Genomic DNA, 23,439 nt, shown 5'->3' on the forward strand with positions numbered 1-23,439 from the left:
GTTTACTTTCAGTCTTGGGCAAGTCAAGCTAGTCACTTGATTTGCTCCAATTAGGTTATCATTTTTTATTTTGTAAATCAAGAATAAGCCGGGTGCAGAAGTGCACTCGGCTTTTCTTTTGTCTTTTCGATTTTTGATGATGTTCAAGGAGTCGATTTCTGGCTCGTAGTGTGATATCAAAAGTAAATGAAGTTACGGACAAATTAAATCGCTGAAATCCGCTTGTTTATTGGGTTTGCTCAAATGTGTGTATGACTAATACAATTATTCCCTAGGCGCTGCGCCCCCCAGCCCTTCCGGGCAGGGGCCCCCCGCTAAGTTTTACTCTTTTTAAATATGGGGTGCGAACCAGCTAGCCGAACCAGCTAGCCCCAGTCCCCACGGCGTTCGGGATGGGGGAGCAGAATTTACAAATGAGAAAAGCGGCTCTTATCTTTGGCCAATCCTCTCCAAATTCCGGTTGATAAATTTTTAGGGGCGGAAAGGGCCGGACAACAAAAAAACCCCAGATGCAAAATCTGGGGCTTATCTTTGTGGAGCCTGTTTTACTTGGCCCGTAGATATAGGTTCTTCATCGTTTGGCCCGGCGCAGTGCGTTCTTCCGTAACGAAAAGGTCTGTTCTGGCCTTCACCAAGTCAGACAACTTCTTGTAGCCATACAGGCGGGAATCGAAGTCGGATTGCAGCTTGCTCAAATATCCACCGAATGTTCCCAAGTGTGCCCATCCGTTTTCATCGGATGACTGTTCCAAAGCGTCCAGCACGAATTTTTTGGGGAATTCTGGCTTTGAATTGACTACCGGGGTGGGCGTTACAGGTGCAACGGTCTTTGCTAATACAGTTTCAACCTTGGGCGATGCTGTAACCGGCTCCGGAACGCTTGGCCGCAAAACTTCGGTAAAAATGAACTTGTGGCAGGCATTACGAAAGGCGTCTGGGGTCTTCTGCTCTCCAAAGCCTAAGACCGTCAATCCTTCTTCCCGTAGGCGGGTTGCAAGGCCGGTAAAGTCGCTGTCGCTTGTTACCAGACAGAAGCCGTCAAATTTGCGGGTATAGAGCAAATCCATCGCATCAATAATGAGTGTGCTATCGGTGGCGTTCTTGCCTGTGGTATATGCAAATTGCTGCACGGGCTTGATGGCGTATTTTTGGAGAACCTTCTTCCAAGATGAACTGCCTTGGGAAGTGAAATCACCATAAATGCGTTTTACGGTTGCTTCTCCGAACCGTGCCACTTCTGCCAGGATGCCTTCAATGACGGATGCCTGTGCATTGTCAGCATCAATCAGCACCGCCAAACGAGCGGTCGGTTCCTCTGATTCAATTTTCGCTATGAGCCGGGGTGCAACCATTGTCTAAAATTCCTCTCTGCAATAGGAAATAAATTGTCGCATATGATGATTGTCTAGTCAATCATGGTTAAGGGTGAAATGTTTTTAAATTTACTTGAATACGATTTCTCTTGGATGGCGTAGTGATTTTAATATTCCATGCCTCCCAATTGCGAGGTTCGGGTGAAGTTTTGCTCAAATTTATTTCTTGTAGGGTCACAACCCACCGTCCAATCTTGATAAGGCTCGGACAATTGCCGCGCTTGTTCTTCGGCTAATTCGCGTTCGCGTTCCAATTTCGCGGCATTTGCAATTTTTGCTTGTGCTTCGTATTCCGAGATTTTGGCGTTGTGGTCAATGGCTGCGTTGTACTGCTCAATAAGCGCCAATGAATTTTTGTCGCCAAGAATTTGGTTATACAAATTTCTATTGTGTGCAATGTTGGATAAAGATTTTGTAGCTTGCGATAGCTCAAAGTCATAACGCTCAATTTTTGCGGTGCTTAACCCGATTTTTGCAAAAAGTCTCTGAGTTCTTGTCGGTTCACTGGCTAAAAGGTCACCATGTTTTTTATACCAGTCCTTGTATAGTCGCTCATTTTTATCGCGTTTTTTAATTGTGTCTTGATGCTTTTGGTAAGCCTTTTCGCATTCAACGGGGATTTTTTTGCGTCTAAATGGGCTTTTTGGCTCGGCATGTGGGGTAGGCTCAACCCTTTTTAAATCGACGCTCTTAGGGGCATCTGGCGCGGGTGTGATTTCAGGGGTTTTCAAATTTAAAGCGTTAGAAAGCTCTGCTTTCAACAGCTCAGATTTTTTTTCATGCGTGGCTAGATTGGCGCGATGTATTTTTACCTGAGTGTTTTGTGCTGTGATAGCGGCTCGGTATTCTTTGCCTGCATTGATTGAAATGTGCTTGGTAGGTATATGATTTTTGTCAATGTCGGAAAATTTCCCGGCGTAGACATAGAAATCTGAATCTAATTTTTCGGCGTGGGTGTTGACAATTTTGCAAATTGCTTCCCGAAGCTTTGAAACTTCGCCAGTCTTCATATCATCAAGAATTCGGGTTTTTTTGCCAAATTGTCCTAATTCGTCCACCGTGCGGGTGGTAAACATCATGTGAACATGGTTGTTTCTATGATGCTTGTTTGGGGCGTGAATTGAACCAGATACGGCTACGCCGTATGTATCGCGCAAATGTTGCGCGATGTCGCGGACGCATTCGCGCCGCTCGTTGTCCGTCCATTGGTCAGGCAATGGGAGCATCAATTCACGGGCCACCGTAGAATTTTTTCGAGTCTCTGCTAATTCGGCTTTGTTCCAAAGCTCCGAAATATCATCAGCACCAATTAGGATAGTTTCAACGTGCCCCTTTTTTTTGGTGTAGTCGTGAATTAGCCCCGTAGTTTGGTCTATGAGCTTTACACACGCACGATATGCGGCAGCGGCTACGGCGCTACGCCCAGCGCTGCGCGATATGGTTTGTAGAGACGGAGTAAACCACACGGCAAGAGATTTAGACATGGGCTAAATCTCCAAGGTTGCGAAGCAATGGCCCCGCAGGGCGAACGCAAATCTCCCCCTTGTGGGGAGTTTGCATAAGTGAGCCCTTGCAGGGGGCTAATAGATGATGACCATTTAATTTATCCGCTAACATATATTTCATCTGCTAATTTCAGAATAGCAGAAAAAATCACAATATGCGAATTTAATTAGATTTTGAGTTAGGTTTGTGCTAATCTGATTTCATAGAGGGCAATCAAAATGAAGTCAGAGGAAATAAAAAGCAGGATAGAAAAGTTAGAAATTGAGAAAAAGCAGCTAGACAAACGTCAGCGAAATCTCGAAGCACTCATGAACGAAAAGAAGAAAAGCGAGGACACTAGGAGAAAAATTATCCTAGGCTCTCTCATATTAAAAGAATTAGAAAAAAATAAAGGCCTAAAAAATTACGTTTTAGGCCTTATTGAGTCGCTATCTGAACGCGACAAAAAATTGTTTGAACAAATTACATCGGGTCAACAAGCTCAGAAAAATCAGTAACCAAGCCCTCCCAAGGGGCTTTTTTTTCGTCTATCAGGTCGCGGAATTTTTCGAGGGTCGGGAAAACTGCGGCGGCAAGTGCGTCAATGTTGATTTTATTTGTGTATATCGAGACATTCACGTTTTCAATTTCATGCCCAATGAACTGACAACGATTCTCTAAACTAACCCCATTTTTCATGAGTTCATTGTTCACAAACTTGCGCAAGCTGTGAAAGACTAATTTTTCTCTGTTAATTCTTGCGCTCTCTAAATTGCGGGCGAATTTTTTACCCACTGCATTGCCGCTCCCTTTGCCTTCTTTTTCTACATACTTGAAAAGTTTGTCAGTCTTCTTATCAAGAAATTCTGAAACACGTTCCATCAAGTGCGGATGTAGCGGAACTTCACGAATCCCGGCCTGTGTTTTGCTATCACGGATGACTAAATAATTTATACCGCCTGAGCTTTTTTTGAAATTATCCTTTTTGAGGCTTGTAATTTCTCCAATGCGGCAGCCAGTAAACAAGCCGAAAAGTACGGCGGTTGTATAGTCTGGGTCTTTTTCTTCTTGCTCTTTAAAAAATTCACTTTTGAAGAACTGCTCAATTTCTTCTTTTTCAAAAATGGCGTAGCCACCTTTAAGGCGCTGCTTTTTTGTGAGTAGGGCGCGGTTCTCGGCAGGATTACCGCTGCGGGTATAGCTTTGTTTTATAGCGAAATTAAAAATGGCTCGGACAATTGAAATTTTATTGTCAATTGTGCGGATGCTGTTGCCTTTTTTTACTCCATTTTCCTTTTTCGCCAGAAATTCTTGATACCGCGTAATATCACTGGCGGTAATTCGCGTAATGGGGGGATTTTTTAAAAAATTGGCTAATTCGTCAATGCAATTTTTGTACGCAATAGCGGTAGCCTGTGTCACTTTTTTAAGCGACAAGAATTTTTCGAGCAATTCAGCCAATTTCAGGGCTGTGGGGTCGTCAGCCTGGGCCTGTGCCGCAATTGGTGCGGGTGCTTGGGGTTGGGCTTGCTGCATCTGCTGCATTGCTTGCAGGGCTTGCATTAGCCTGGCGTGGTCGGCGTCGCCGTCAGCTTTGAGGATGCCCCGAGACAAGTCCAGTTCGTAGGTGCTGAGGTTGCTTAGGTCGGGCTTCTTGTGCATCGTCAGGCCGTTCAATAGGTTGATGGCTCTGATGATAGCTACGCGCTTGTAGCTCGTGCGCAAGGAGCGCTTGACCTGCTTACCACCTATGCGGGTGTGTAGGTAGTAGCTGGAACCCAAGAGGTAGATGGGCAGGGGCAAAGACATGGATTGCTACCAGTTTTGCTACCACCCAAAACAAGAAAACCCTTGTAAGTGCTTGACTCACAAGGGTTTTTTGCGTTTGGCGGAGAGGGCGTAATTTAATGTTCGTACGCCACATGAGGCTGTCCGGCTTGATGTCCGGGCGCGGCCAATCGGCCGCCCATGACCCTAAGAGCCTGTTCATAATCTTTTCGCGGCCCTGGATGCCCGGGGCCCGAAAAGATCTTGAACGCGTTCTAAAGAAGCTGGCCGTCTTCGCCTAGGGCTTGGTCGAGCCGCACAAGCAGAGCGCTCAATGTCGTTTGCTCAGCCACGCTCATGCTCGGTTCGAACTCGCCGTGCGGCGATTGGTCTGTGGCTTCGCCTGCGGCTGGCTTTGGGTCTGTCAACTCGAAGGCGAGGTTCAGCGCCGCCAGAACAGCAATGCGGTCACGCGCCTTGATTTTGCCGGCATCCCGGATCTTGCACATCGCGGCATCCAGGCGCTGCACCGCTTCATTCAGCCGATCTTCTCCGCCTTCCGGGCAGCCGAGCAGATACCCCTGGCCAAGGATTTTGACTTCGAGCTGTTTCATGCGCCTCCCTTGTCGTCAGGCAAAAGTACGCCTGCGGCCGCCGGAAGGCGATCGATCAAGGAGTCGACCCGGGCACGCGCTGCCATCAGACGCGATTTGAGGCTGTCGCGCTCGTGCGTGAGCGATTCGACCTGCTGCACCAGCAACTCGTTGGTACGGCGCAATTCCTCGTGTCGTACGAGCAACCGCTCGACACGCTCGGCTATCTGTTCGATCAAAGGAGGGTTGGTCATGACGCGTTGGCAAAGGCAGTGGGGATGCTCTGTTTAACCTGACCCACTAGCGTGAAGTTAAGCAGAGCACCCCTAATTGTATGGTGCCGAGCCTTACAATGGCCGAGTTGGTGCTCGCGCTCGTGGTTCGCACGGCGCAGTTCAACGGGAAGCAGGGAGGCGCCGCGCATCGCGCGTGGAGAGCCTAACCTGCGCTGCCCCCGCAACGGTAAGCGAAGGGAGTGTTCTTTGTGCACTCCCGCCCATGCCTCATACAGCCACTGAATGCCCTGAACAAGCACTCGGGAAGGCGAGACAAGGGAGTCCTTCGCCAGCCCGGATACCGGCCAACGAGGAGGGAGGGTGCTTTGCTTTCGAGCAAGGCGCGCTGCTAGTTCACCCCATGTGCCGGCGGGGAAGCCGGTTGGGGGTTTGTCACCCACGTTCAATGTCATGAGAAGATTTCCGCTTCCTTTCAAGCAGGCGCTGATACCGCTCGCCTTGGCCTCTGCTTTCGCCGCGCACGCCCAAACCAACCCCCAAATCCCGCCCACCGCCACTTTAGGCGAAACCATGGTCACAGCCACTCGTGTGGCCCAACCCTTGGCCGATGTGCTGGCCGATGTGACGCTCATCGACTCGCAGGAAATCCAGCGCAGTGGAGCAGTCAGTATGGTTGACCTGCTGGCGCGTCAACCGGGTATTGAGCTGTCGCGCACCGGCGGCCCTGGCAGTACCAGCAGCTTGTTTCTACGAGGTGGGGAGAATCGTTTTACGGCGGTCTACATCGACGGCGTGCGGGTTGACTCGCAATCCACGGGCGGAGCGCCTTGGGAATCTATTGCCCTTGGCCAAGTCGATCGCATAGAGATCGTTCGAGGCGCAGCGGCGGCGGTATACGGCTCCGATGCCGTTTCCGGCGTGATCCAGATTTTTACCCGTAAAGGTGAGGGCGCTTTCAGCCCCTACGTTGGGGTAGGTATTGGCAATCGCGGGCGTAAGTCGGTTGAGGCCGGCTTGTCTGGAAAGAGCGGCGCGGTGGATTATTCGCTGGGACTCGCGCGCGATACCAGCCACGGTTTTGATAGCCGTCCGGGCACCAACCCGGATATTGACGGGTATCGCAATACCAACGCCAGCGCTCGCGTCGGCTGGCAGATCAATGATGCCCATCGGGTGACTGCCAGCGGTACGTACAGCAACATGGATGCTCAGTACGATGGCTTTACGCCCAATCTTGACGACCATGGCCTGAACCGCCTGCGCACTGGCGGCCTGAGCTGGTCCGCCCAATGGACAAAAAATTACAGCACTCGCCTGTCGGTTAGCGAATCGCGTCAAATCTACGAGACGAAACCAAGTGTTTATCGCAGCGAAACCACTTTGCGCGATTTCCTGTTTCAAAACGAGTGGCGCAGCGGCGGACATCTGCTGACTGCCGGATTGGAGCGGCGAGGAGACCACATGGTTAACTCACCAATCAATCAAGGCAGGCATCAGAATGCGGTGGCTTTGGGATATGGCTACACGGGTGGTGCACACACCGTGCAGGTTAATCTGCGCCGGGACGATGACAGCGAATTCGGTGGCCAGAACACCGGCGGCGTTTCCTATGGCTATGCGTTTGCGCCGGGATGGCGTGCAACGGCTGCAGCCAGTACGTCTTTCCGCGTGCCTACGCTCTATCAACGCTTCTCGCAGTACGGCCAACCGGGGCTCCAGCCAGAGAAGGGCCGCAACATCGAGTTGGGCGTTCATTGGGCTCAAGGCGGCAGCCGCCTGGGTGCAACGGTCTACCGGAATCGCGTACGCAATCTGATCACCTTCGGCGCTGCCGGCCCTTGCGGAGACCCCTTCGGCTGTTACGAAAATACCGGCCGTGCGGAGTACATGGGCGTAACGATCTCTGGCGCGCACAAGCTGGGTGTGGTTAATCTCAGCGGCTCGCTCGATCTTCAGGACCCCAAAGACCTGAACACCGATAAGGCGCTGGCACGTCGGGCGAAGCGCTTGCTGAAACTGGCTGCGGATACCCGTATTGGCGAGTGGACACTGGGCGCAGAAGCTGTGGCCTCGTCCATGCGCTTCGAAAACGCCGCTAATACCACCAAGCTGGGCGGATATGGTTTGGTTAACCTGTATGCCACCACCACGATCGCACGCGAATGGACACTGCTCGCGCGCATTAACAATGTGGCAGACAAGAACTACAACTTGGCGCGCGGCTATGCTACAGCGGGACGGGAGTTCTACGTAGGCTTGAAATGGATGCCGAAATAAGCTCGTTTGAAGCGGCAAGGGGGATCTCCCCCTTGCGAGCAGGCCGACGGCCAAACCTGGCTATTTGCTTTGGCAAGCGTTTGAATTGCTCATGGCTGAACTGAACGTTGCGCGTAGCGAGCTGATCCTCGGGGGGCAGAAAAGCGGGAAATCCCGGCGTGCCGAGGAGCTTGCTGCTGCTTGGCTACGCGCAAGCCCTACTCATAAGGCGGTGCTCATCGCTACTGCACAAGCGCACGATGAAGAGATGCGTCAACGCATCGCGCGCCATCAGCGGGAGCGGACCGAACGCGTGCCTGGACTGGTTACCTTGGAAATGCCTGGAGACGTGCATGCAGGCATAGCGGATACAGGCGGCCCAGAGACGATTCGCGTGGTTGATTGCCTGACCTTATGGCTCACCGGGCTGCTGATGCCTCTTGAGCCTTTGAGTGAGCAGATGATGGCTTCACAAGAAGCCATTGATTGTTTCCTCCGAGCGGTTGAATCCTCTCCTGGCCCCGTTGTGCTGGTTGGCAATGAAATCGGCTTGGGAGTGATACCTATGGGGCGTGAAGTCAGAGCGTTCGTCGATGCGCTGGGCGTCCTGAATCAGCAAGTGGCCAAGCGGTGTGAGCGTGTGGTTTTGATGGCGGCCGGATTACCGCTGTATTTGAAAGGTTCACCATGATGCGGTGGATGATTTTGGTAAAGGCTCCTATGCGAGCAGCTCGGGTTTGGCCCTTGATGGCTGCGTTGCTTTCGCTCGCCGTGCTTCCGGCAGCCCATGCTTACCAAGTGATTGATGACCAAGGCACTGTCATCAATCTGACTGCTCCGCCGCAACGCATCGTAAGCCTGCTTCCATCGCTCACGGAAACCGTTTGTGAACTCGGTGCGTGCGCGCGCCTGGTCGGTGTTGACCGGTATTCCAATTGGCCGGCTTCAGTACAAAAGCTGCAGCAGGTGGGCGGAGGCCTCGATCCAAACATCGAAGCCATTGTGGCACTCAAGCCCGATCTGGTGCTGATGGCCACTTCTTCGCGCGCTGGCGATCGGCTCCGCGCGCTGGGCTTGAAAGTGGCGGCACTGGAACCCAAGACCGGCGCGGACGTGCGCAGGGTCATAGACAAACTCGGTCAAATACTGCGGGTGCCTGGTGCGGAGCGTGTGATGCAGGCCATTGATGACGGCGTCGCACAGGCGGCGAAGTCGGTGCCTGAGCCTCTGCGGGGCCAGCGGGTTTATTTTGAGGCGAGTCCTGGTCCACACGCGGCGGGCCCTGGCTCGTTCATTGGCGAGATGCTCAAGGCATTGGGCATGCGTAATATCATCGAACCCGAACTGGGTCCGTTTCCCAAAATCAATCCCGAATACGTGCTGCGCGCTGATCCCGATCTCATCATGGCAGGCGAGCGCAGCTCCACTGAACTCGGTAAACGCCCCGGTTGGAAAAATCTGCGCGCGGTGCGGGGGCAGCATATGTGTATCTTTGATGCGGCGCAGGTTGACGCCTTGTTGCGGCCTGGGCCACGCATGGCCGAGGCAGCGCGCCTCATGGCCAGTTGCGTGATAGAGAAAGGGCCGTCCTTGAAAGTAGCCCGGTGAATTCTCGCGCGGCCTGGTTGGCCTTTTCATTGATGGCGCTCTCAGTCTTGGCACTGGCAGTGGGCGCCGGCATTGGTAGTACCGGCTTCGAGAGCGTGTTGCGCATGCGAGATGATCCCGTCGCGTGGCAAATCGTAGGGGAGGTTCGCCTTCCGCGCACGGTGGGCGCGTGGCTGACAGGGGCCTTGTTGGGCTTGGCCGGCGCCGTGGCACAAGGCTTGTTTCGCAACCCATTGGCGGATCCGTTCCTGCTTGGCAGCGCATCAGGTGCGATGCTGGCCGTCGCGATTGCGTTGGCACTCATGGGCGGCGGTACAGACACAGCCTCCTGGGTCGGTAGGTTGGGCCTGACCGGCGCGGCCTTTCTTGGTGCCCTGGGCGGGGTGCTGCTGACCCTTTTGTTGGCGAAAGGCGCGCAGCACACCATGCGCTTGCTGCTGGCTGGCGTGGTGGTGGGTTATGTGCTTGGCGCCCTGAAGGATCTCGTCACACTGTCGGCGCCGGAGGTGTTGTCCGCCATGGTGGGCTTTGTGCTCGGGAATACGGCCTTCATAGGTTGGAGCGCCTGTGCGGTGATGGCTGGGGTGTTGCTGCCAGCTATGGGATTAGCGTGGATGTTGGCCCGTGTGCTTGATGGATTGAGTTTGGGGGAGTCGACTGCGCAAAGCCTGGGGCTGCCACTGGCGCCGATGCGCATTGCCTTGGTGGCGGTGCTGGCGCTGGCCACGGGCACTGCGGTGGCTCAGGCGGGATTGATTGGGTTTGTAGGACTCGCGGCGCCGCATTTGGTGCGGCCGTTGGCGCGCGTCACGCATGGGCCTTTGGTACTGCTCTCCGCCATGATGGGCGGGGTGTTATTGATGCTGGCGGATATCGCTGCGCGAGCCCTTATCTGGCCGCAAGAGTTGCCGGTGGGCGTGCTCACGGCTGTACTGGGCGGCGGTTACCTGCTGTGGCTCATGTACCGGAGAACGAGGTGAACATTGTGGCTGCCAACGCTGATTCAGTAGCCATCTCGGTAAGCTCGGCTGCGACCCGTATCGGCGCTACTCCCATCCTTCACGAGATCGATCTGAGCCTGCCATCCGCCCGGTGGACCAGCATTGTGGGCCCCAATGGTGCCGGCAAATCCACTCTTTTGCGTGCGATGGCTGGGCTGCTACCTACGGCCGGTCGCGTGCTGCTGCAGGGGCGTCCGCTTGGTGAATGGACCGCACGTGCGCGCGCTTGCCAATTGGCTTGGTTAGGGCAAGGTGAGTCGGGCGGAGACGATCTCACCGCCTACGATGTCACTCTGCTTGGCCGCTTGCCCCACCGCAGTTGGTTGGCGCCAGCGTCGTCAACCGACCATGCTGCGGTGGCGCGTGCGCTGCATGAGACACAGGTCTGGCATCTGCGCGATCGTCGGCTGGGCGATCTCTCGGGAGGGGAGCGCCAACGTGTACTTCTGGCGCGTGCCTTGGCAGTTGAAGCGCCGGTGTTGCTGATGGACGAGCCTTTGGCTCATCTTGATCCGCCGCATCAATCCGATTGGCTTGCTATCGTACGGAGACGGGTGTCCGCTGGCGACACAGTGGTCAGCGTGCTGCACGAGCTTTCCGTGGCGTTGCAGGCGGACGATCTTCTTATCGTGCGCGATGGCCGTATCGTTCATCACGGCCCTTGCGCAGACCCCACCACTCATGCAGCCCTGCAGGCTGCGTTCGACAACCGAATCACCATCCATGCCCTGCAGGGAGGGTGGGTGGCATTGCCGCGCGCGCCGCGGGAAAAGGCTATTCATGCAGATTGAAACTCCCCCTACCGAGAAACGTTACGACAAACCCGCCGGAGAACGGCGAGGCCTGATCATTGTGAATACAGGTGATGGCAAGGGCAAGAGCACGGCTGCCTTTGGCCTCGCGCTGCGCGCCTTTGGGCGGCAACACGTGCATGGCAAGCAAGTGGTGATTTTTCAGTTCATGAAAGTGCCTTCTGCTCGCTTCGGCGAACACCGCATGTTTGAGCAAATCGGCCTGCGCATTGAAGGGCTGGGCGATGGCTTTTCCTGGAAGAGCAAAGACCTTGAGCACTCAGCTCAGCTGGCTCGTGATGGCTGGGAAAAGGCCAAGGCGGCTATCCTCGGTGGCGAGCATTTCCTGGTGGTGCTCGACGAAATCACCTATCCGCTCATCTACGGCTGGTTGCCCTTGGATGACGTGTTGAAAACCCTCAAGGAACGGCCTGCCGACGTGCACGTGTGCTTAACCGGCCGGCGCTGTCCACCGGAGCTGATTGAGTTAGCTGACACCGTCACCGAAATGACGCTCATCAAGCACGCGTTCAAGGCCGGAGTGCCGGCGCAGCGGGGAATTGAGGATTGAGTATTCAGTATTGAGGATTTTTGGTTTCCGGGTGTGAGTGGAATTCGATGGACAATCCCCTCAAATTTCTCGATAGAACGATATGTCCGACCATACCCTGCATACCTATCCCACCCCGGTGGGCGAAATGATCGCTGTGTTTTCGCCTCGGGGGTTGCGCATGCTCGAATTCATAGGGCAGCCACGCGTCGACCGCGAGATGGCTCAGGTGGAGGCTGCGGCCGGCGGGCCGGCAGTGGCAGGCCAGAACTCGCTCACCGAACAATTGGGTCGTGAACTCGCCGAATACTTCGCCGGTGCGCGGCGTGTTTTCGATGTGCCTCTGGATTTACTGGGCACACCATTTCAGATGCGCGTTTGGAAGGCCTTGCTGGAGATCCCGTACGGCGAAACCTGGAGCTACGGTCAGGAAGCCCGGCACATTGGCAGCCCCACGGCGAGCCGAGCCGTGGCTGCCGCCAATGGGCAGAACAAGGTATCAATCGTCGTGCCCTGCCATCGTGTGATCGGTAGCAACGGCACACTCACGGGGTATGGCGGAGGCCTGCCGCGCAAGCAATTTCTGCTCGCGCTGGAGGAGGGCGCTGCGCAACCCCAAGGCAAGCTTTGGAGCATCCCTGAGTGACGGGGGTGCTTTGGCCATGGTGGGGGGAATTCTCTGGTACCACGCAGACCAATGTGCTGCTGCTGGCTTGTGCGCCTGCTTTCGCGATCGCCATTGATCGACTGTTGGGCGAACCACCTGTGCGTTGGCATCCAGTGGTTTGGATGGGGCGTTGGCTGGGGTGGGCTGGCACCCGGCTAGCACCAACCGAAGATGAATCCGCGTTGTGCCACCCACTGCGTATTTTCTGGTTGGCTGCCTTGTCGTGGTGCGCCGCGGCGGCTGCTATTTTCTCGCTCAGTTGGCTGATTCAGTCGTGGGTGCTGACTCAGCCTTCCTGGTTGGCCGCTTTGGCGCTGGGTTTGTTGCTGAAGCCGCTTCTTTCATGGGCAATGCTTCATGATGAAGTGCTGTCAGTAGAGCGAGCTTTGGCGGAGTCACTTGAAGCCGGCCGTCTGCAACTAAGCCGCCTGGTCAGCCGCGATGTTGAGGCGTTATCTGCCGAGGAGGTCCGTGAAAGTGCTATTGAATCGCTGGCCGAGAACCTCAACGATTCCGTAGTAGCCCCCTTATTTTGGTTTGTCTTGCTGGGCCTGCCAGGGGCAGCCCTTTTTCGATTCGCTAACACGGCAGATGCCATGTGGGGCTACAAAGGCATCCGAAATGGGCGTGATTGGCAGTGGGCAGGTAAGTGGGCAGCGCGTGCTGACGATGTGTTGGGATGGATTCCTGCGCGCATCACGGCGCTGCTCATTGGCCTGTGGGGCGGGCTGCGTGGCTGGCATCGTTTGCCCTCTCAGGCTGGCCGCACCTCTTCACCAAACGGTGGCTGGCCCATGGCTGCCATGGCACTCGCGTTGGGCACGCGGTTGTGCAAGCCGGGTGTGTATGCGCTGAATGAGACTGCTCGGGCGCCTCAACCCTTGGACACCTTGCGCGCATGCGCGATCGGCTCACGTACCGTTTTGGCCGCTGCCCTGATGAGCTGCGGTGCTCTCCTGGTGGCATTGGCATGAGTGCATTGGGATCTCTTACGGAGACGCTTGATGTAGGCGTCACTCATGGCGGGCCGGACATGATGGGTGTGCCACCGCACGACCTTTCTTCCAATTCCAACGCCTGTGGCCCTTACCCTCCTGCCGCACAGAGCCTGCGGGAGGCCGATGCGCGGCATTACCCAGATCCTTCCTACACTGAGCTCATCGTTCAGTTGGCCACATGGCACGGCGTGGCGCCCTCGCGTATCGTGCTCGGAGGCAGCGGCAGCGAGTTGATCCAGCGTCTCAGCGTGGCAGTGGCCATCCATGCATCGGCATCCGGTCAAGTTGCCTCGGTCTGGGTGCCCGTGCATGCGTACGGGGACTATGCCCACGCCGCCAATGCCGCGGGGCTACGGCGCGTTCCCGGTTCTGAACAAGCCACCCTGATCTGGGCCTGCGATCCTTCCAGCCCCTTGGGCCTGGCGCACGAGAATCTTGCTCAGCAAGTGGCCACCCTGCAAGCTACTCAGACCATGGTGCTGGACCAAGCCTACGCGCCATTGCGCCTTAGTGGGGCGTTGGCGCTGGATGAATCGGGGCTGGATAGGGTCTGGCGACTCATTACACCTAACAAAGCGCTGGGATTGACGGGGGTGCGGGCGGCATACGCCATTGCTCCACGCCACGAGAGCGCGCTGCTTGCACGGGTTCGAGCCTTGGCTCCGTCATGGCCAATCGGTGCCCACGGCGTGGCGCTGCTGCAATGCTGGGCTACCGTGGATGCTGATCAATGGCTGGCTGAATGCCGCAAAACACTTCAGATCTGGAAAGCGCGCCAGATTAGGCTGCTTAGCGCGTCTGGTTGGAGCGTGGCTCCCAGTGACGCCAATTTTTTTGTGATCGCTCGCGGGCATGAAGCGCGGGCTGAAGGTGAGTTCGATATGAAGACATCTCTTGAAGCCCTGCGCCTGCGAGGGATCAAGTTGCGCGACTGTGCCAGCTTCGGTTTGCCCGGTCGCGCGCGGATGGCGGTAACCAGCCCTGCAGTGCAAGATGAACTGATGCGCGCACTGAGCGAAGAGGGCAGAGCATGACCGCCCGATGCGTCATGGTGCTGGGCACCAGCAGCGGAGCCGGCAAAAGCTGGATTACCACTGCGCTTTGCCGTTATTACGCCAACAAAGGCCTGAAGGTAGCCCCTTTCAAGGCGCAGAACATGAGCAACAACGCCAGGGTGGTTGCCAGTGTCGTCTCAACTACTCCTGACACGCCAGGTGGGGAGAAATGGCAGAAACAAGCGATGCCCGAAGCGGGCGAAATCGGTTCTGCTCAGTACTTTCAGGCATTGGCTGCAAAAGCTGAGCCCGAGGTGCGTATGAACCCCTTGCTGCTCAAGCCTGAAGCAGACACGCACAGCCAAGTGGTCCTGCTGGGGCAGGTGAGCCCTGAGTTGACCGCGCTGCCTTGGAGAGGTCGAAGCGAGCGCGTCTGGCCTCAGATCGCTGCGGCTCTGGATGCCTTGCGCGCTGAAAACGATGTGGTGGTCATAGAAGGCGCGGGTTCGCCGGCTGAAATTAATTTGATGGCCAATGACGTGGTCAACCTTCGCGTGGCCCGCCATGCTGATGCGCGTTGTCTTCTGGTGACCGATATCGATCGCGGTGGCGCCTTTGCTCATCTCTACGGTACTTGGGCGCTCTTGCCCGAAGAAGACCGTGCACGTATCAACGGCTTTGTGCTCAACAAGTTCCGCGGTGATGCGGCGCTGCTCGCACCGGCGCCAGAACAGATAAGGGAATTGACTGGCGTGCCTGTGGTGGCTGTGGTGCCTATGCGTTTTGGCCACGGTTTGCCGGAAGAAGACGGCTTGTTTGACGAGCGCGCCATAAGTGGCCCGTCTCTCGTAGAGGAGAAAAAGAGTGGGGTCACGGGGGCTTCGTCTCCTGCTCAAGGAGAAGACACCGCCAAGCTTCGCCCCCGCCACATTGCCATCATCGCCTACCCGCGTATCAGCAACCTGGATGAGTTTCAGCCCCTGAAGAACGTTCCCGGGTTGCATGTTTCCTGGGTTCGCACGCCGTCCCAGATTCAGGGCGCTGACACCCTTATCTTGCCAGGCAGCAAATCCACCGCGTCTGACCTGGCCTGGTTGCGTGAGCAGGGGCTGGACGCCGCCATTGCTGAGCACGCCGCGCGTGGCGGAAGGGTGCTGGGTATTTGCGGTGGCCTGCAGATGCTGGGTGAGGCTTTGATTGATGTCTACGGTATAGAAAGCCAAGGAAACGCGCCCGGTCTCGGGCTGCTTCCGTTGGTAACCTCGTTCGAGCCGCAGAAGACAGTGCGCCGTACTCGTGTTCGCTTTGATGAGTTGAAGGGGCCGTGGGCAGCTCTTTCATCGATCGAAGCAGCCGGCTACGAAATTCACAGCGGCCAGACTGCTCAGCATCCTGCGATGGCGGCGAAAGGCGATGTGGCGCGCGAGATTGCTGCAGGACTTGGGTGGCAGAACGTGGCTGGCAATGTGCTGGGTGTTTATGTGCATGGCCTCTTCGAGGATGAGGCGGTACTGCGTGCGCTCTTTGGGGCGCAGGTCTTGTCGCTGGAGGATGTGTTTGAGCGGTTAGCTGCCGGTATCGAGGCAGACTTTGCTCCAGGGGTGTTGGACGCCTTGATTGCGTGAAGGCTTAGCTCCCTTCCTCCCTCTCCCTCTGGGAGAGACTGATGCAGGCGCGCCTGCGGACTTGAGCCCCAGAACCAGAGGCTGTGAGCTGGTTTTACTCCCTCTCCCTCTGGGAGAGGGCGGGGGTGAGGGCAAGCGGCGGTTGATTTAGCGCTGCCGTTGTAAATTACCTTCTGCTCTTCTCTTTAGGTCGGAGGCCGGGATTGCGCCCGGCTGCGCAGTCCCTTTCTTTGCTCGCACCCGGAGCGCCGGCCGAAAGCAACGAACCAAAGAAATGCGACCCCAAGTCCGTGTCCCTGCGCTGCGCTCCGGGCACCCTGCGGTGCTCGGTCAAGGGGCCGGCCATCCGGGGGCGGTGCGGCAGAACTCGCTGCGTTCGCTTCGCTCTCGACGTTCAAACAGCTGCCGCAAGCTAGTTCACGAAGCAAGAGCATCTTTCAGTGCTCTTGCTCGCCCCCGGATGGCCGGCCCCTTGACCTGCGCTCCTCAGCACGGCCAAAAGGGGTGGGGAACCTGATTCGGGCCATTGCTGCGCTCGGCCTTCGTGTAGTTAACCTTTCCCTTGCTGGGAAAGATAAGTTCAAGACTCGGCAGCAGTCGTCGGGTTGCTCTAGACACGCCTTGAGGGATTGTTCCAAGAACGAAAACACGTTCTTAAATCCGCCCGCAATAGTAGGCCTGCGTCTGATACGGCACACGTACAACCTCACGCCCCTTTAACTCCGGATGAGATGCAATCAACGACTCAACGCGTCCACGCACCGATGCTTGCTCCTGCTCCGGCAGAGTCGCGATAAAACTCACAGACATGACCCGATCCAAGATCACCTGCTGAGGGGAGCCTATGTGGGCATGCTCGAAGCGGGTTTCCTGGAGCGGGCTAAAGGCGTGATGCGGAAACGCTCGGCGCCAGTCGCCCTTGTAGAACCGGGGAGCGTCGCCCTCATAAGGAGTCATGATGTTGGTCAACTCCGCCACCCAATCCACTGATTCATCGCGGACATTCCACACCAGCCCAAGCGACGCACCAGGTTTCAATACACGAGCAAACTCGTCCATAGTCTCGCGATTGGCGAACCAGTGGAAGGCTTGCGCGCAAACAATGGCGTCGAGCGAAGACGCTGCAAGGGGAATGCTCTGCGCGGTGCCAGCCAGTGTGCGAACGTTGGGTTGCGCAGATGCAATTTTTTCTCGCATAGCATCAACTGGTTCCACAGCGGACACATCAGCTCCGGTAGCGGTCAGCAGCGGGGTGAACTTGCCTGTGCCCGCGCCCACATCTGCCACTTTGCGACCGGGTCCTAGATGGAGGGTTTCTTTCAACCAATTGCCCAACTCGGCTGGATAATCAGGGCGGCCCCGCGAATAGGCTTGGGCTTGTTTTGAATAACCTTCCTGCGCGGCAACGTGTACTTCATTCATGGCGCTTGAATTCCAAATAATCGAAGACCTTCATGATGCCGCATTGGCGGCCAGCGTGCAGCGCAAGCTGGATGGCAAGACCAAACCTCTTGGGGCTCTTGGTCGTTTAGAGGCGCTGGCACACCAGCTAGGCATGATCCTCGGTAGTGAGTCGCCGGTGCTGCACGCGCCTCAGCTTCTGGTGTGCGCCGCCGATCATGGCATTGCCATGCGCGGCGTATCGGCCTATCCCAGTGACGTCACCTGGCAAATGGTGGGTAACTTCCTGGCGGGCGGTGCGGCGGTGAGCGTGCTGGCACGCCAGCACGGCATCACGCAGACGGTGGTTGACTGCGGGGTCCGGCGCGATTTCCCGCCTGCACCTGGGCTGTTGGTCAAGAAAATAGCCTCTGGTACCCAAGATGCCAGCCAAGGCCCTGCCATGAGTCTTGCCCAATGTGAGCAAGCTGTCGTTAACGGTATGCAGATCGTGCAAGACCTGCCTGGGAATGCGTTGTTGCTCGGCGAGATGGGCATTGGAAACACCTCGGCAGCAGCCTTGCTGCTGGCTAGGCTGGCGGGCATTGATGTCGCTGAGTGCGCTGGTGCGGGAACCGGTTTGAACGAGGAGGGCGTTGCTCGAAAAATCACTGTACTACGTGAGGCGCTAGCCGCCAACGTGGGCGCAGACGCGAGTGATCCGATAGCCGTGCTGGCCGCCCTGGGAGGGTTTGAGATCGCCACGCTCACAGGTGCCGTGCTGAGGGCTGCGTACGAACGGCGCGTGATCGTGGTCGATGGCTTTATCAGCTCAAGTGCCGTACTGCTCGCTTCACGATTGGCTCCCGGTGTATTGCAGCGATGCGTATTCGCCCATCTTTCGAACGAGCAGGGTCATGCCCGCATGTTGCGGGAGCTGGGTGCCGCGCCGCTACTCGATATGGGGCTTCGCCTGGGGGAAGGTAGCGGAGCTGCGCTGGCCTGGCCCATGTTGCAGTCGGCCTGCGCTATCTTGCGTGACATGGCCAGTTTTGAATCGGCAGGCGTGTCGGGAAAATCCGAATGAACGAAAAGAATCAGTCGGCACTGCGCCATTTTTTGCTGGCACTTCAGTTTTTCACGCGCATTCCTGTCACCGGCAAGCTAGGCGCATGGGTGGGGTATAGCCCTGAAATGCTGAGCGCGAGCAGTGCGTACTTCCCCGCAGTGGGGTGGGTAATAGGGGGCGTGGCTGCGGTGGTTATGGGGGTGGCGTTGGCGTGGTTGCCCATGGGTGCGCTTGGCGCATTGGCGGCGGCTTTCATCGCCACCATAGGTACGGTGTGGCTTACCGGTGCTTTTCATGAGGACGGCTTAGCTGATACGGCAGACGGTCTTGGTGGCAACGTTTCGCGCGAACGTGCCCTGCAGATCATGAAGGACTCACGCATTGGCAGCTACGGAACGGTGGCGCTGATTCTGGCCTTGGGCTTGAAAGTGGTGCTACTGGGATCCATAGCTCAAAGTGGTGCCTGGACTGTCATGACTGCGCTGTTGGCGGCGCATGTCTTGTCTCGCTTGGCACCGCTGGTGGTGATGCGCACTCTCCCTTACGTGAGCGATGCAGAACACTCCAAATCAAAGCCTATTGCTGAAGCAGTCACAGGCTTGGGTTTTCGCACCGGATGCCTGTGGTCGATTCCGGCGCTGCTTCTCATTTGGCAAGCTCACGGCTTCGGTCACCTGATCGTCGCGCTGATCCTTTGGACGGCTGCACTCGCTTTCATGCTGAGATGGCTCCGCCGACGTCTGCAGGGCTTTACGGGGGACACGCTGGGCGCGGTTCAGCAGGTCTGTGAACTCGCGCTCTACCTGGGGCTCGCCGTGCAATAAGCATGGTGATGGAGTCGTCTCAGGCATAAAAAAGCAGGCTCTCGCCTGCTTTTTTTATTCAGAGTATTACTCTGAGCTCTTGTTGGCTACGCACCAGGCGCCGGCCGTTTTGACTCGGTACTGCGCTGGCTGGTAGGGATCGACGGGTTGGATGTGGGCTGAATCCACTCCATAGTCCCAGAGTGCCTCGAAGTACGCGTCGCCTGATCGTGTGTTGGAGAAATAGGCTACTGCAGGTTGGCCTGGCCAGAACCCCTCAGTGTTGGGGACGTTTGTAGCCGTGGCCTGTTTGAAGCCCTTCTTGACGAACCATTCAAAAATGCCAGTGCCGCCGTCGGCATTGCCACTGTTATTGGGGCTGTCTTCACCTTTGACGACTGCATGCAACTCAGCCTCTGTCGGCAGACGCCAGGTAGAGTAACCACCGAATTTCTGCTTTGCCTTTTGCACGCAGGCGGAGTGAGCAAGGCTATGGTAATTTTCCCAGCCGTTTTCTTGAGTGGAGGGCAGATTGGTGATGGGCCCCCGCAGCCAGACGAGGCCAGTACGAAGCTGTTCGATCACGTCTTCGTCTTTGTAGCGCACTTCCTCAATGCGAGCCAGCTGCTTAGGCAGGCTGTCATAAAGATACAGATCAAGCGCTGCCTGGCCACCATTGTCTGCTGCCTTGGGCCGGTACGTGTCTGCAGCCTTCTGCGCTGGCCCATGGGCCCGGTAGCTGTATGCCTCCACCAAAAGATGAACACCCATCTCTTGAATGGCCCTGTAGTAATCGTGCAGCTCGATAAGGCGCGGATCAGTAATGGGCGCGTCAAACGGCCTGGTGGTTCGCAGGAAGTCGTTGGCACGCACAATCAGTCCGGGCTCTGTCACGGTCATGGCGATGTGCTGAGCGGCAATGGAGGCCAGACGTGCTTCCACCCCCGTCGTTTCATTCAGGATGGCGTCTATATAGCCCTCGATCTTCTTCTTGCGGATGTCCAGATCAAGGTTTCTGAAGTTCTCACAAGCCGAGAAGTTGGCCTGGTCTTTGGGGTCGCAGGTGTTGCTGGCGGCTTGAGCCACCGTGGTCAGATGTTTGTATTGTCCTTGGATGAACGTCACATCCTTGGCCAATGACAGCGTGAGGTTCTGGAGCAGTTCGTCCTTTTGGCCGCTGAGCAACTCGAACGTAAGTTTGATGAGGTTGTCGAGCTTGGCATTAATTTCGTGCAGCTGTTCCAGGATTTCAGCTGTGCTGTCAAGGCCGTCGAGCGCGGAGGCTTTCTCAAAGACCAAGCCAACACCTTCCTCTGCTAGAGCTTCGGCAAGAAAGTCCAGCAACGAGAATTCCTTTCCACCTACCGTAGGCGTTCTGGCGAAAGAGTGAGACGGAGCGCCTGCTGCCATTTCACCTACGACACTGTTCAGAAACACGTTCAGTGAGGTGGCATTGCTTTGCGCTGCCTGATTCAGCAGCACATCATGGCTGAAGTAGCTTTGCTTGGGGTTGGCTACGTCGAAACCTGCACTGGAGGTCGTAGGAATCTGGAGAAACTGCTTGACCTTATTAGATGCTTCTTCAACTCCAATGCCAGGGTGGAGGTCAATGTAGCGGCTGATCATGGTGGTGGCCGCGTTGGCGTACAGCACGTCTTCATCAACTACAAAATTCTCGACGTCCAGGACCAAGGTGTCCTTGAACGGCTTGCCTTCATAGGTGCCACCTGTCGCCGTGATGCGAAAACGTGAGGTTTTGTTTTCAGGTACGGCGAGATGAAAGACGCCGCCAGCGTCTGTTGGACGGTCTGTGTTGCCTACCTGGTTTCCGTTGGCGTCCAGCAATTTGACCTGAGCCCCAACGAGTGGGGCGCTCAGATGAATTTTGCCGATGGCTTGCTTGCTTGCGCTATCCGAATCAGAGTCTCCCGATCCGCCGCAGGCCGTAAGCAGCACAAACGCGGCGAGCGAGAGGCATTTTGAGAGTCTCTGCATGAGATTTCTTTCGTTAGGTGAAAATGTTTTCGTGCGGCTGAGCGGAAGTTCCTAGCTGCTGTTGCCGGAAGCCGTAACGAAAGAAGTGCGAAAGGTAATATATATTCTTACCCCACAAAGACCGCATTCTCAAGTAAGGCGGGACACATGGTCAACTGATAGATACGGGTGTAATAGCCGCTCCCTAGTTGAGTAACCTCACGAACGAACTGGTTCCATGGGGTCGGCTTAAAAACCGGATTCCGTCAAATGGCAAGCCGATTGACTGAATGACCCGCCCAAGTTGGACTCTGCCGAGATGAATAACGATTCCAGGCTCTTGCTGGTTCGCCATGCCCCCGTGCTGATTGAAAAAGGCGTGTGCTATGGCGCCACTGACCTGCCTGCGGACGGAGCAGCCAATGCTGAGGCGGCGGCGCGGCTGGCTGAAAGGGTGCCTGAGGGCTTGGTCGTGCGGGTTTCCCCCTTGCTGCGCTGCCAACAACTAGCCCGGAGCCTGCAGGCCCTCAGGCCGGACCTGAGCTTTAGTGATGATCCACGCCTTCGTGAAATGGACTTCGGAGCTTGGGAAGGCAAGCCATGGGCTGATATACCGCAGGCAGAGTTTGACCGTTGGCTGAGTGATTTTTCACATGCCAGACCGGGCGGTGAGGGTGAAACGGTCGCGGCCTTGATGGACCGCGTGGCACAAGCTTGGAGCGAATGGTGCTCCAGTGAAGTGGATGCCCTCTGGATTACCCATGCCGGCGTGATGCGTGCGTCGATCCTGCTCTCAAAAGGGGTGAATCTTCCTGCCACTGCTGCCGATTGGCCGGCGGTAGATCTACCGTTTGGCCAAACCCTGGAGTTACGACCCTGACGCGCTGAGGCTTGCACTGCTCTAAGGAGGGGCTGGTGATTGCCGTATTAGTATTAGGTGTAGCCTTCTAGCTCCAACACGCCGAAGTACGGCATGCGCGCTATCCGGCCCAGCTTCTTCATACAGCAATGAACCTGCCGACTTTTGACCGCGATGCAGCGCGAGCACTGATCAAAGAGAAGGCCGATGCACCTTTCTCTGCATTTGATATCGGCGACCGCGCGCATCGCAGGCAGGACCGGCAGCTTCACGCTGAGGCTGCCTTGCTTTTCTGCCTTGCTGCCGAACGGGCGGATGCCGAATATGGAGCGGATCAGTCCAAACCCAATCAGGCGATGAACTATCTCGTGCGCGCGGGCATCGCATTCAATAGCGGGGCCCAGATCGAAACTGCTGAGCCGCTACTGCGCCAGGCCATCGCCTTCGATTGGGGCGGACGAGGGCTTCCAAATGACACGCATATGGTGGAGTGGGCCTTCTTCCAGCTTCTGATAAACGCTCGGCATGATGCTGGCCGCTTTGCAAAGCTGTTCGACGAAGCCGTGTCACGATGTGCCGAAGTCGGCAGGGACTACGCGGGGATCCATCCGCACCAGGAAGCACTGCTTGAGATCGCCATTGGCATGGAGCATCGGCCTATTGTGGAGCGACTTGCCGGGAAGATGGCGGAGCGACGCCCCGCCAAGAAAGCGAGCAAGGAACTATTGGTGCGGGCTAAGGCATTCCTCGCTAGCCCCACCTGAATGTTGGCAGCCTCGGCACTTCAAGCTGCCTTGAATGCCCTGAGAAGGTGTGAACGAATCCCTCATGTCCGCCTTGACCGCCCAAAACCACCCGCTCTGCGTTACAAATGCTCGCCATAGCCCGAGCTATGCCTGCGCTTTGCGCCTTGATCGGGCAGTTTTTGACGGCCCTTTCGGGCACGCCGGATTCATTCACACCTTCTGAGTTCTTTTGCGAGGCTCTCCTTGAGTTTCTGAGCGGTGCGGGACTCCGGTTTCCATCTGTCCGTTTTGGCCAGCCACTTGTTGAAGCAGGCTCCTACAAACTGATTTCCAGTTTCGGTGAGGTCGGTCGGAGCAATGTAGAAGTGCTCGGGACTCTGGCGGTACCTTTCCAGAAGACTGACCGTCGCCAGCCCTAGCTCGTCAAATGCTTGCGCGACGCCAAGCGAGAACGTCAACACGCTTTGCCTGTAGGAGGTGTTCTTGTTTCTTGACAAGGCGAGGGGGTTCGAGACGTAGAGAACACCAAATTTCTTCCAGAGAGCATCGTTGAGCTCGGAGAGCGCTTTGTCGGCGGCGGCTCTGACGCATGACATGCACAAGCCGCTGTTGACCAGCAACGTACTCTCCAACGCAAGAGTGCCACAGACCTTGCAAGCTAGG

The 23,439-nt window shown here is 56.4% G+C and carries 23 protein-coding genes and 1 riboswitch; of the genes, 15 read left to right on the forward strand and 8 right to left on the reverse strand.

Going from position 1 to position 23,439, the window contains the following annotated elements:
* Nucleotides 1–545: 545 nt before the first annotated feature.
* Both G518_RS0115655 and G518_RS38530 read right to left on the reverse strand, forming a co-directional pair.
* Entirely contained in the window at nt 546–1,352 is an 807-nt protein-coding gene (locus tag G518_RS0115655; protein ID WP_028603360.1) for an NYN domain-containing protein, read from the reverse strand.
* Nucleotides 1,353–1,480: 128 nt separating this feature from the next.
* On the reverse strand, nt 1,481–2,857 hold the full coding sequence (locus G518_RS38530) for a MobA/MobL family protein (RefSeq protein WP_051236782.1): 1,377 nt from the start codon (nt 2,855–2,857) through the stop codon (nt 1,481–1,483).
* A 240-nt stretch (nt 2,858–3,097) separates the two neighbouring features.
* Here G518_RS38530 and G518_RS0115665 point away from each other — a divergent pair, with 240 nt between their 5' ends.
* Nucleotides 3,098–3,376: a hypothetical protein gene (locus tag G518_RS0115665; protein ID WP_028603361.1), complete on the forward strand. Its 279-nt coding sequence runs from the start codon at nt 3,098–3,100 to the stop codon at nt 3,374–3,376.
* Here G518_RS0115665 and G518_RS0115670 read toward each other — a convergent pair.
* From G518_RS0115670 to G518_RS0115680, 3 genes are all read right to left on the reverse strand, one after another.
* Complete coding sequence (locus G518_RS0115670; protein ID WP_028603362.1) at nt 3,342–4,667, reverse strand: phage integrase; 1,326 nt, start codon at nt 4,665–4,667, stop codon at nt 3,342–3,344. The two genes, G518_RS0115665 and G518_RS0115670, sit on opposite strands and share 35 nt — an antisense overlap.
* A gap of 233 nt (nt 4,668–4,900) precedes the next feature.
* Entirely contained in the window at nt 4,901–5,239 is a 339-nt protein-coding gene (locus G518_RS0115675) for a cell division protein ZapA (RefSeq protein ID WP_028603363.1), read from the reverse strand.
* Nucleotides 5,236–5,472 (reverse strand): hypothetical protein, encoded by a 237-nt coding sequence (locus G518_RS0115680; RefSeq protein ID WP_028603364.1) that lies wholly within the window; start codon nt 5,470–5,472, stop codon nt 5,236–5,238. Before G518_RS0115680 ends, G518_RS0115675 begins: the two co-directional genes overlap by 4 nt.
* 91 nt (nt 5,473–5,563) lie before the next feature.
* Nucleotides 5,564–5,817: riboswitch (cobalamin riboswitch) on the forward strand.
* Nucleotides 5,818–5,904: 87 nt separating this feature from the next.
* Here G518_RS0115680 and G518_RS0115690 point away from each other — a divergent pair.
* The 10 genes from G518_RS0115690 to G518_RS0115735 all read left to right on the forward strand — a co-directional run bounded on the left by G518_RS0115690 (nt 5,905) and on the right by G518_RS0115735 (nt 15,945).
* Nucleotides 5,905–7,731 carry a TonB-dependent receptor domain-containing protein gene (locus G518_RS0115690; RefSeq protein ID WP_051236786.1) on the forward strand — a complete coding sequence of 609 codons (1,827 nt, stop codon included), beginning with the start codon at nt 5,905–5,907 and terminating at the stop codon, nt 7,729–7,731.
* 91 nt (nt 7,732–7,822) lie between these two features.
* Nucleotides 7,823–8,401 (forward strand): bifunctional adenosylcobinamide kinase/adenosylcobinamide-phosphate guanylyltransferase, encoded by a 579-nt coding sequence (locus G518_RS0115695; protein ID WP_051236788.1) that lies wholly within the window; start codon nt 7,823–7,825, stop codon nt 8,399–8,401.
* A complete protein-coding gene (locus G518_RS0115700; RefSeq protein WP_425414287.1) occupies nt 8,398–9,318 on the forward strand; it encodes an ABC transporter substrate-binding protein in 921 nt (306 codons plus the stop codon). The genes G518_RS0115695 and G518_RS0115700 overlap by 4 nt, the downstream gene beginning before the upstream one ends.
* Nucleotides 9,319–9,350: 32 nt before the next feature.
* Nucleotides 9,351–10,298 carry a FecCD family ABC transporter permease gene (locus G518_RS0115705; RefSeq protein WP_084651878.1) on the forward strand — a complete coding sequence of 316 codons (948 nt, stop codon included), beginning with the start codon at nt 9,351–9,353 and terminating at the stop codon, nt 10,296–10,298.
* Nucleotides 10,295–11,110, forward strand: a complete 816-nt coding sequence (locus tag G518_RS0115710; RefSeq protein ID WP_425414288.1) for an ABC transporter ATP-binding protein — start codon at nt 10,295–10,297, stop codon at nt 11,108–11,110. Before G518_RS0115705 ends, G518_RS0115710 begins: the two co-directional genes overlap by 4 nt.
* Nucleotides 11,100–11,681 carry a cob(I)yrinic acid a,c-diamide adenosyltransferase gene (gene cobO, locus G518_RS0115715; RefSeq protein WP_028603370.1) on the forward strand — a complete coding sequence of 194 codons (582 nt, stop codon included), beginning with the start codon at nt 11,100–11,102 and terminating at the stop codon, nt 11,679–11,681. The genes G518_RS0115710 and cobO overlap by 11 nt, the downstream gene beginning before the upstream one ends.
* Before the next feature lie 82 nt (nt 11,682–11,763).
* The gene (locus G518_RS41015) at nt 11,764–12,306 is read left to right on the forward strand and encodes a methylated-DNA--[protein]-cysteine S-methyltransferase (RefSeq protein WP_028603371.1); all 543 of its coding nucleotides are present in this window, start codon (nt 11,764–11,766) and stop codon (nt 12,304–12,306) included.
* 5 nt (nt 12,307–12,311) lie between these two features.
* On the forward strand, nt 12,312–13,301 hold the full coding sequence (gene cbiB, locus G518_RS0115725) for an adenosylcobinamide-phosphate synthase CbiB (RefSeq protein ID WP_425414289.1): 990 nt from the start codon (nt 12,312–12,314) through the stop codon (nt 13,299–13,301).
* The gene (locus G518_RS35385; RefSeq protein ID WP_051236791.1) at nt 13,298–14,359 is read left to right on the forward strand and encodes an aminotransferase class I/II-fold pyridoxal phosphate-dependent enzyme; all 1,062 of its coding nucleotides are present in this window, start codon (nt 13,298–13,300) and stop codon (nt 14,357–14,359) included. Before cbiB ends, G518_RS35385 begins: the two co-directional genes overlap by 4 nt.
* Nucleotides 14,356–15,945, forward strand: a complete 1,590-nt coding sequence (locus G518_RS0115735; protein ID WP_028603373.1) for a cobyric acid synthase — start codon at nt 14,356–14,358, stop codon at nt 15,943–15,945. The genes G518_RS35385 and G518_RS0115735 overlap by 4 nt, the downstream gene beginning before the upstream one ends.
* A gap of 654 nt (nt 15,946–16,599) precedes the next feature.
* Here G518_RS0115735 and G518_RS0115740 read toward each other — a convergent pair.
* A complete protein-coding gene (locus G518_RS0115740) occupies nt 16,600–17,367 on the reverse strand; it encodes a class I SAM-dependent methyltransferase (protein WP_028603374.1) in 768 nt (255 codons plus the stop codon).
* On the opposite strand from G518_RS0115740, the gene cobT reads away from it, so the two are divergent.
* Together cobT and G518_RS0115750 are read left to right on the forward strand one after the other, a co-directional pair.
* Nucleotides 17,366–18,412 carry a nicotinate-nucleotide--dimethylbenzimidazole phosphoribosyltransferase gene (gene cobT, locus G518_RS0115745; RefSeq protein ID WP_028603375.1) on the forward strand — a complete coding sequence of 349 codons (1,047 nt, stop codon included), beginning with the start codon at nt 17,366–17,368 and terminating at the stop codon, nt 18,410–18,412. The genes G518_RS0115740 and cobT overlap by 2 nt on opposite strands.
* Nucleotides 18,409–19,218: an adenosylcobinamide-GDP ribazoletransferase gene (locus tag G518_RS0115750; protein WP_036594881.1), complete on the forward strand. Its 810-nt coding sequence runs from the start codon at nt 18,409–18,411 to the stop codon at nt 19,216–19,218. Before cobT ends, G518_RS0115750 begins: the two co-directional genes overlap by 4 nt.
* A 66-nt stretch (nt 19,219–19,284) precedes the next feature.
* Here G518_RS0115750 and G518_RS0115755 read toward each other — a convergent pair whose 3' ends face one another.
* Nucleotides 19,285–21,192 (reverse strand): Lcl domain-containing protein, encoded by a 1,908-nt coding sequence (locus G518_RS0115755; protein WP_028603377.1) that lies wholly within the window; start codon nt 21,190–21,192, stop codon nt 19,285–19,287.
* Between the two features lie 298 nt (nt 21,193–21,490).
* Between G518_RS0115755 and G518_RS0115760 the strand changes: the two genes are divergently transcribed.
* Nucleotides 21,491–22,051, forward strand: a complete 561-nt coding sequence (locus G518_RS0115760; protein WP_028603378.1) for a histidine phosphatase family protein — start codon at nt 21,491–21,493, stop codon at nt 22,049–22,051.
* Between the two features lie 128 nt (nt 22,052–22,179).
* Nucleotides 22,180–22,794: a hypothetical protein gene (locus tag G518_RS0115765; protein WP_028603379.1), complete on the forward strand. Its 615-nt coding sequence runs from the start codon at nt 22,180–22,182 to the stop codon at nt 22,792–22,794.
* Nucleotides 22,795–22,982: 188 nt separating this feature from the next.
* Here G518_RS0115765 and G518_RS0115770 read toward each other — a convergent pair whose 3' ends face one another.
* Entirely contained in the window at nt 22,983–23,396 is a 414-nt protein-coding gene (locus G518_RS0115770; RefSeq protein ID WP_156909416.1) for a hypothetical protein, read from the reverse strand.
* Nucleotides 23,397–23,439 lie beyond the last annotated feature (43 nt).

Origin of the sequence: Ottowia thiooxydans DSM 14619 (assembly GCF_000422885.1) — a bacterium.
Taxonomy (GTDB): Bacteria; Pseudomonadota; Gammaproteobacteria; order Burkholderiales; family Burkholderiaceae_C; genus Ottowia; species Ottowia thiooxydans.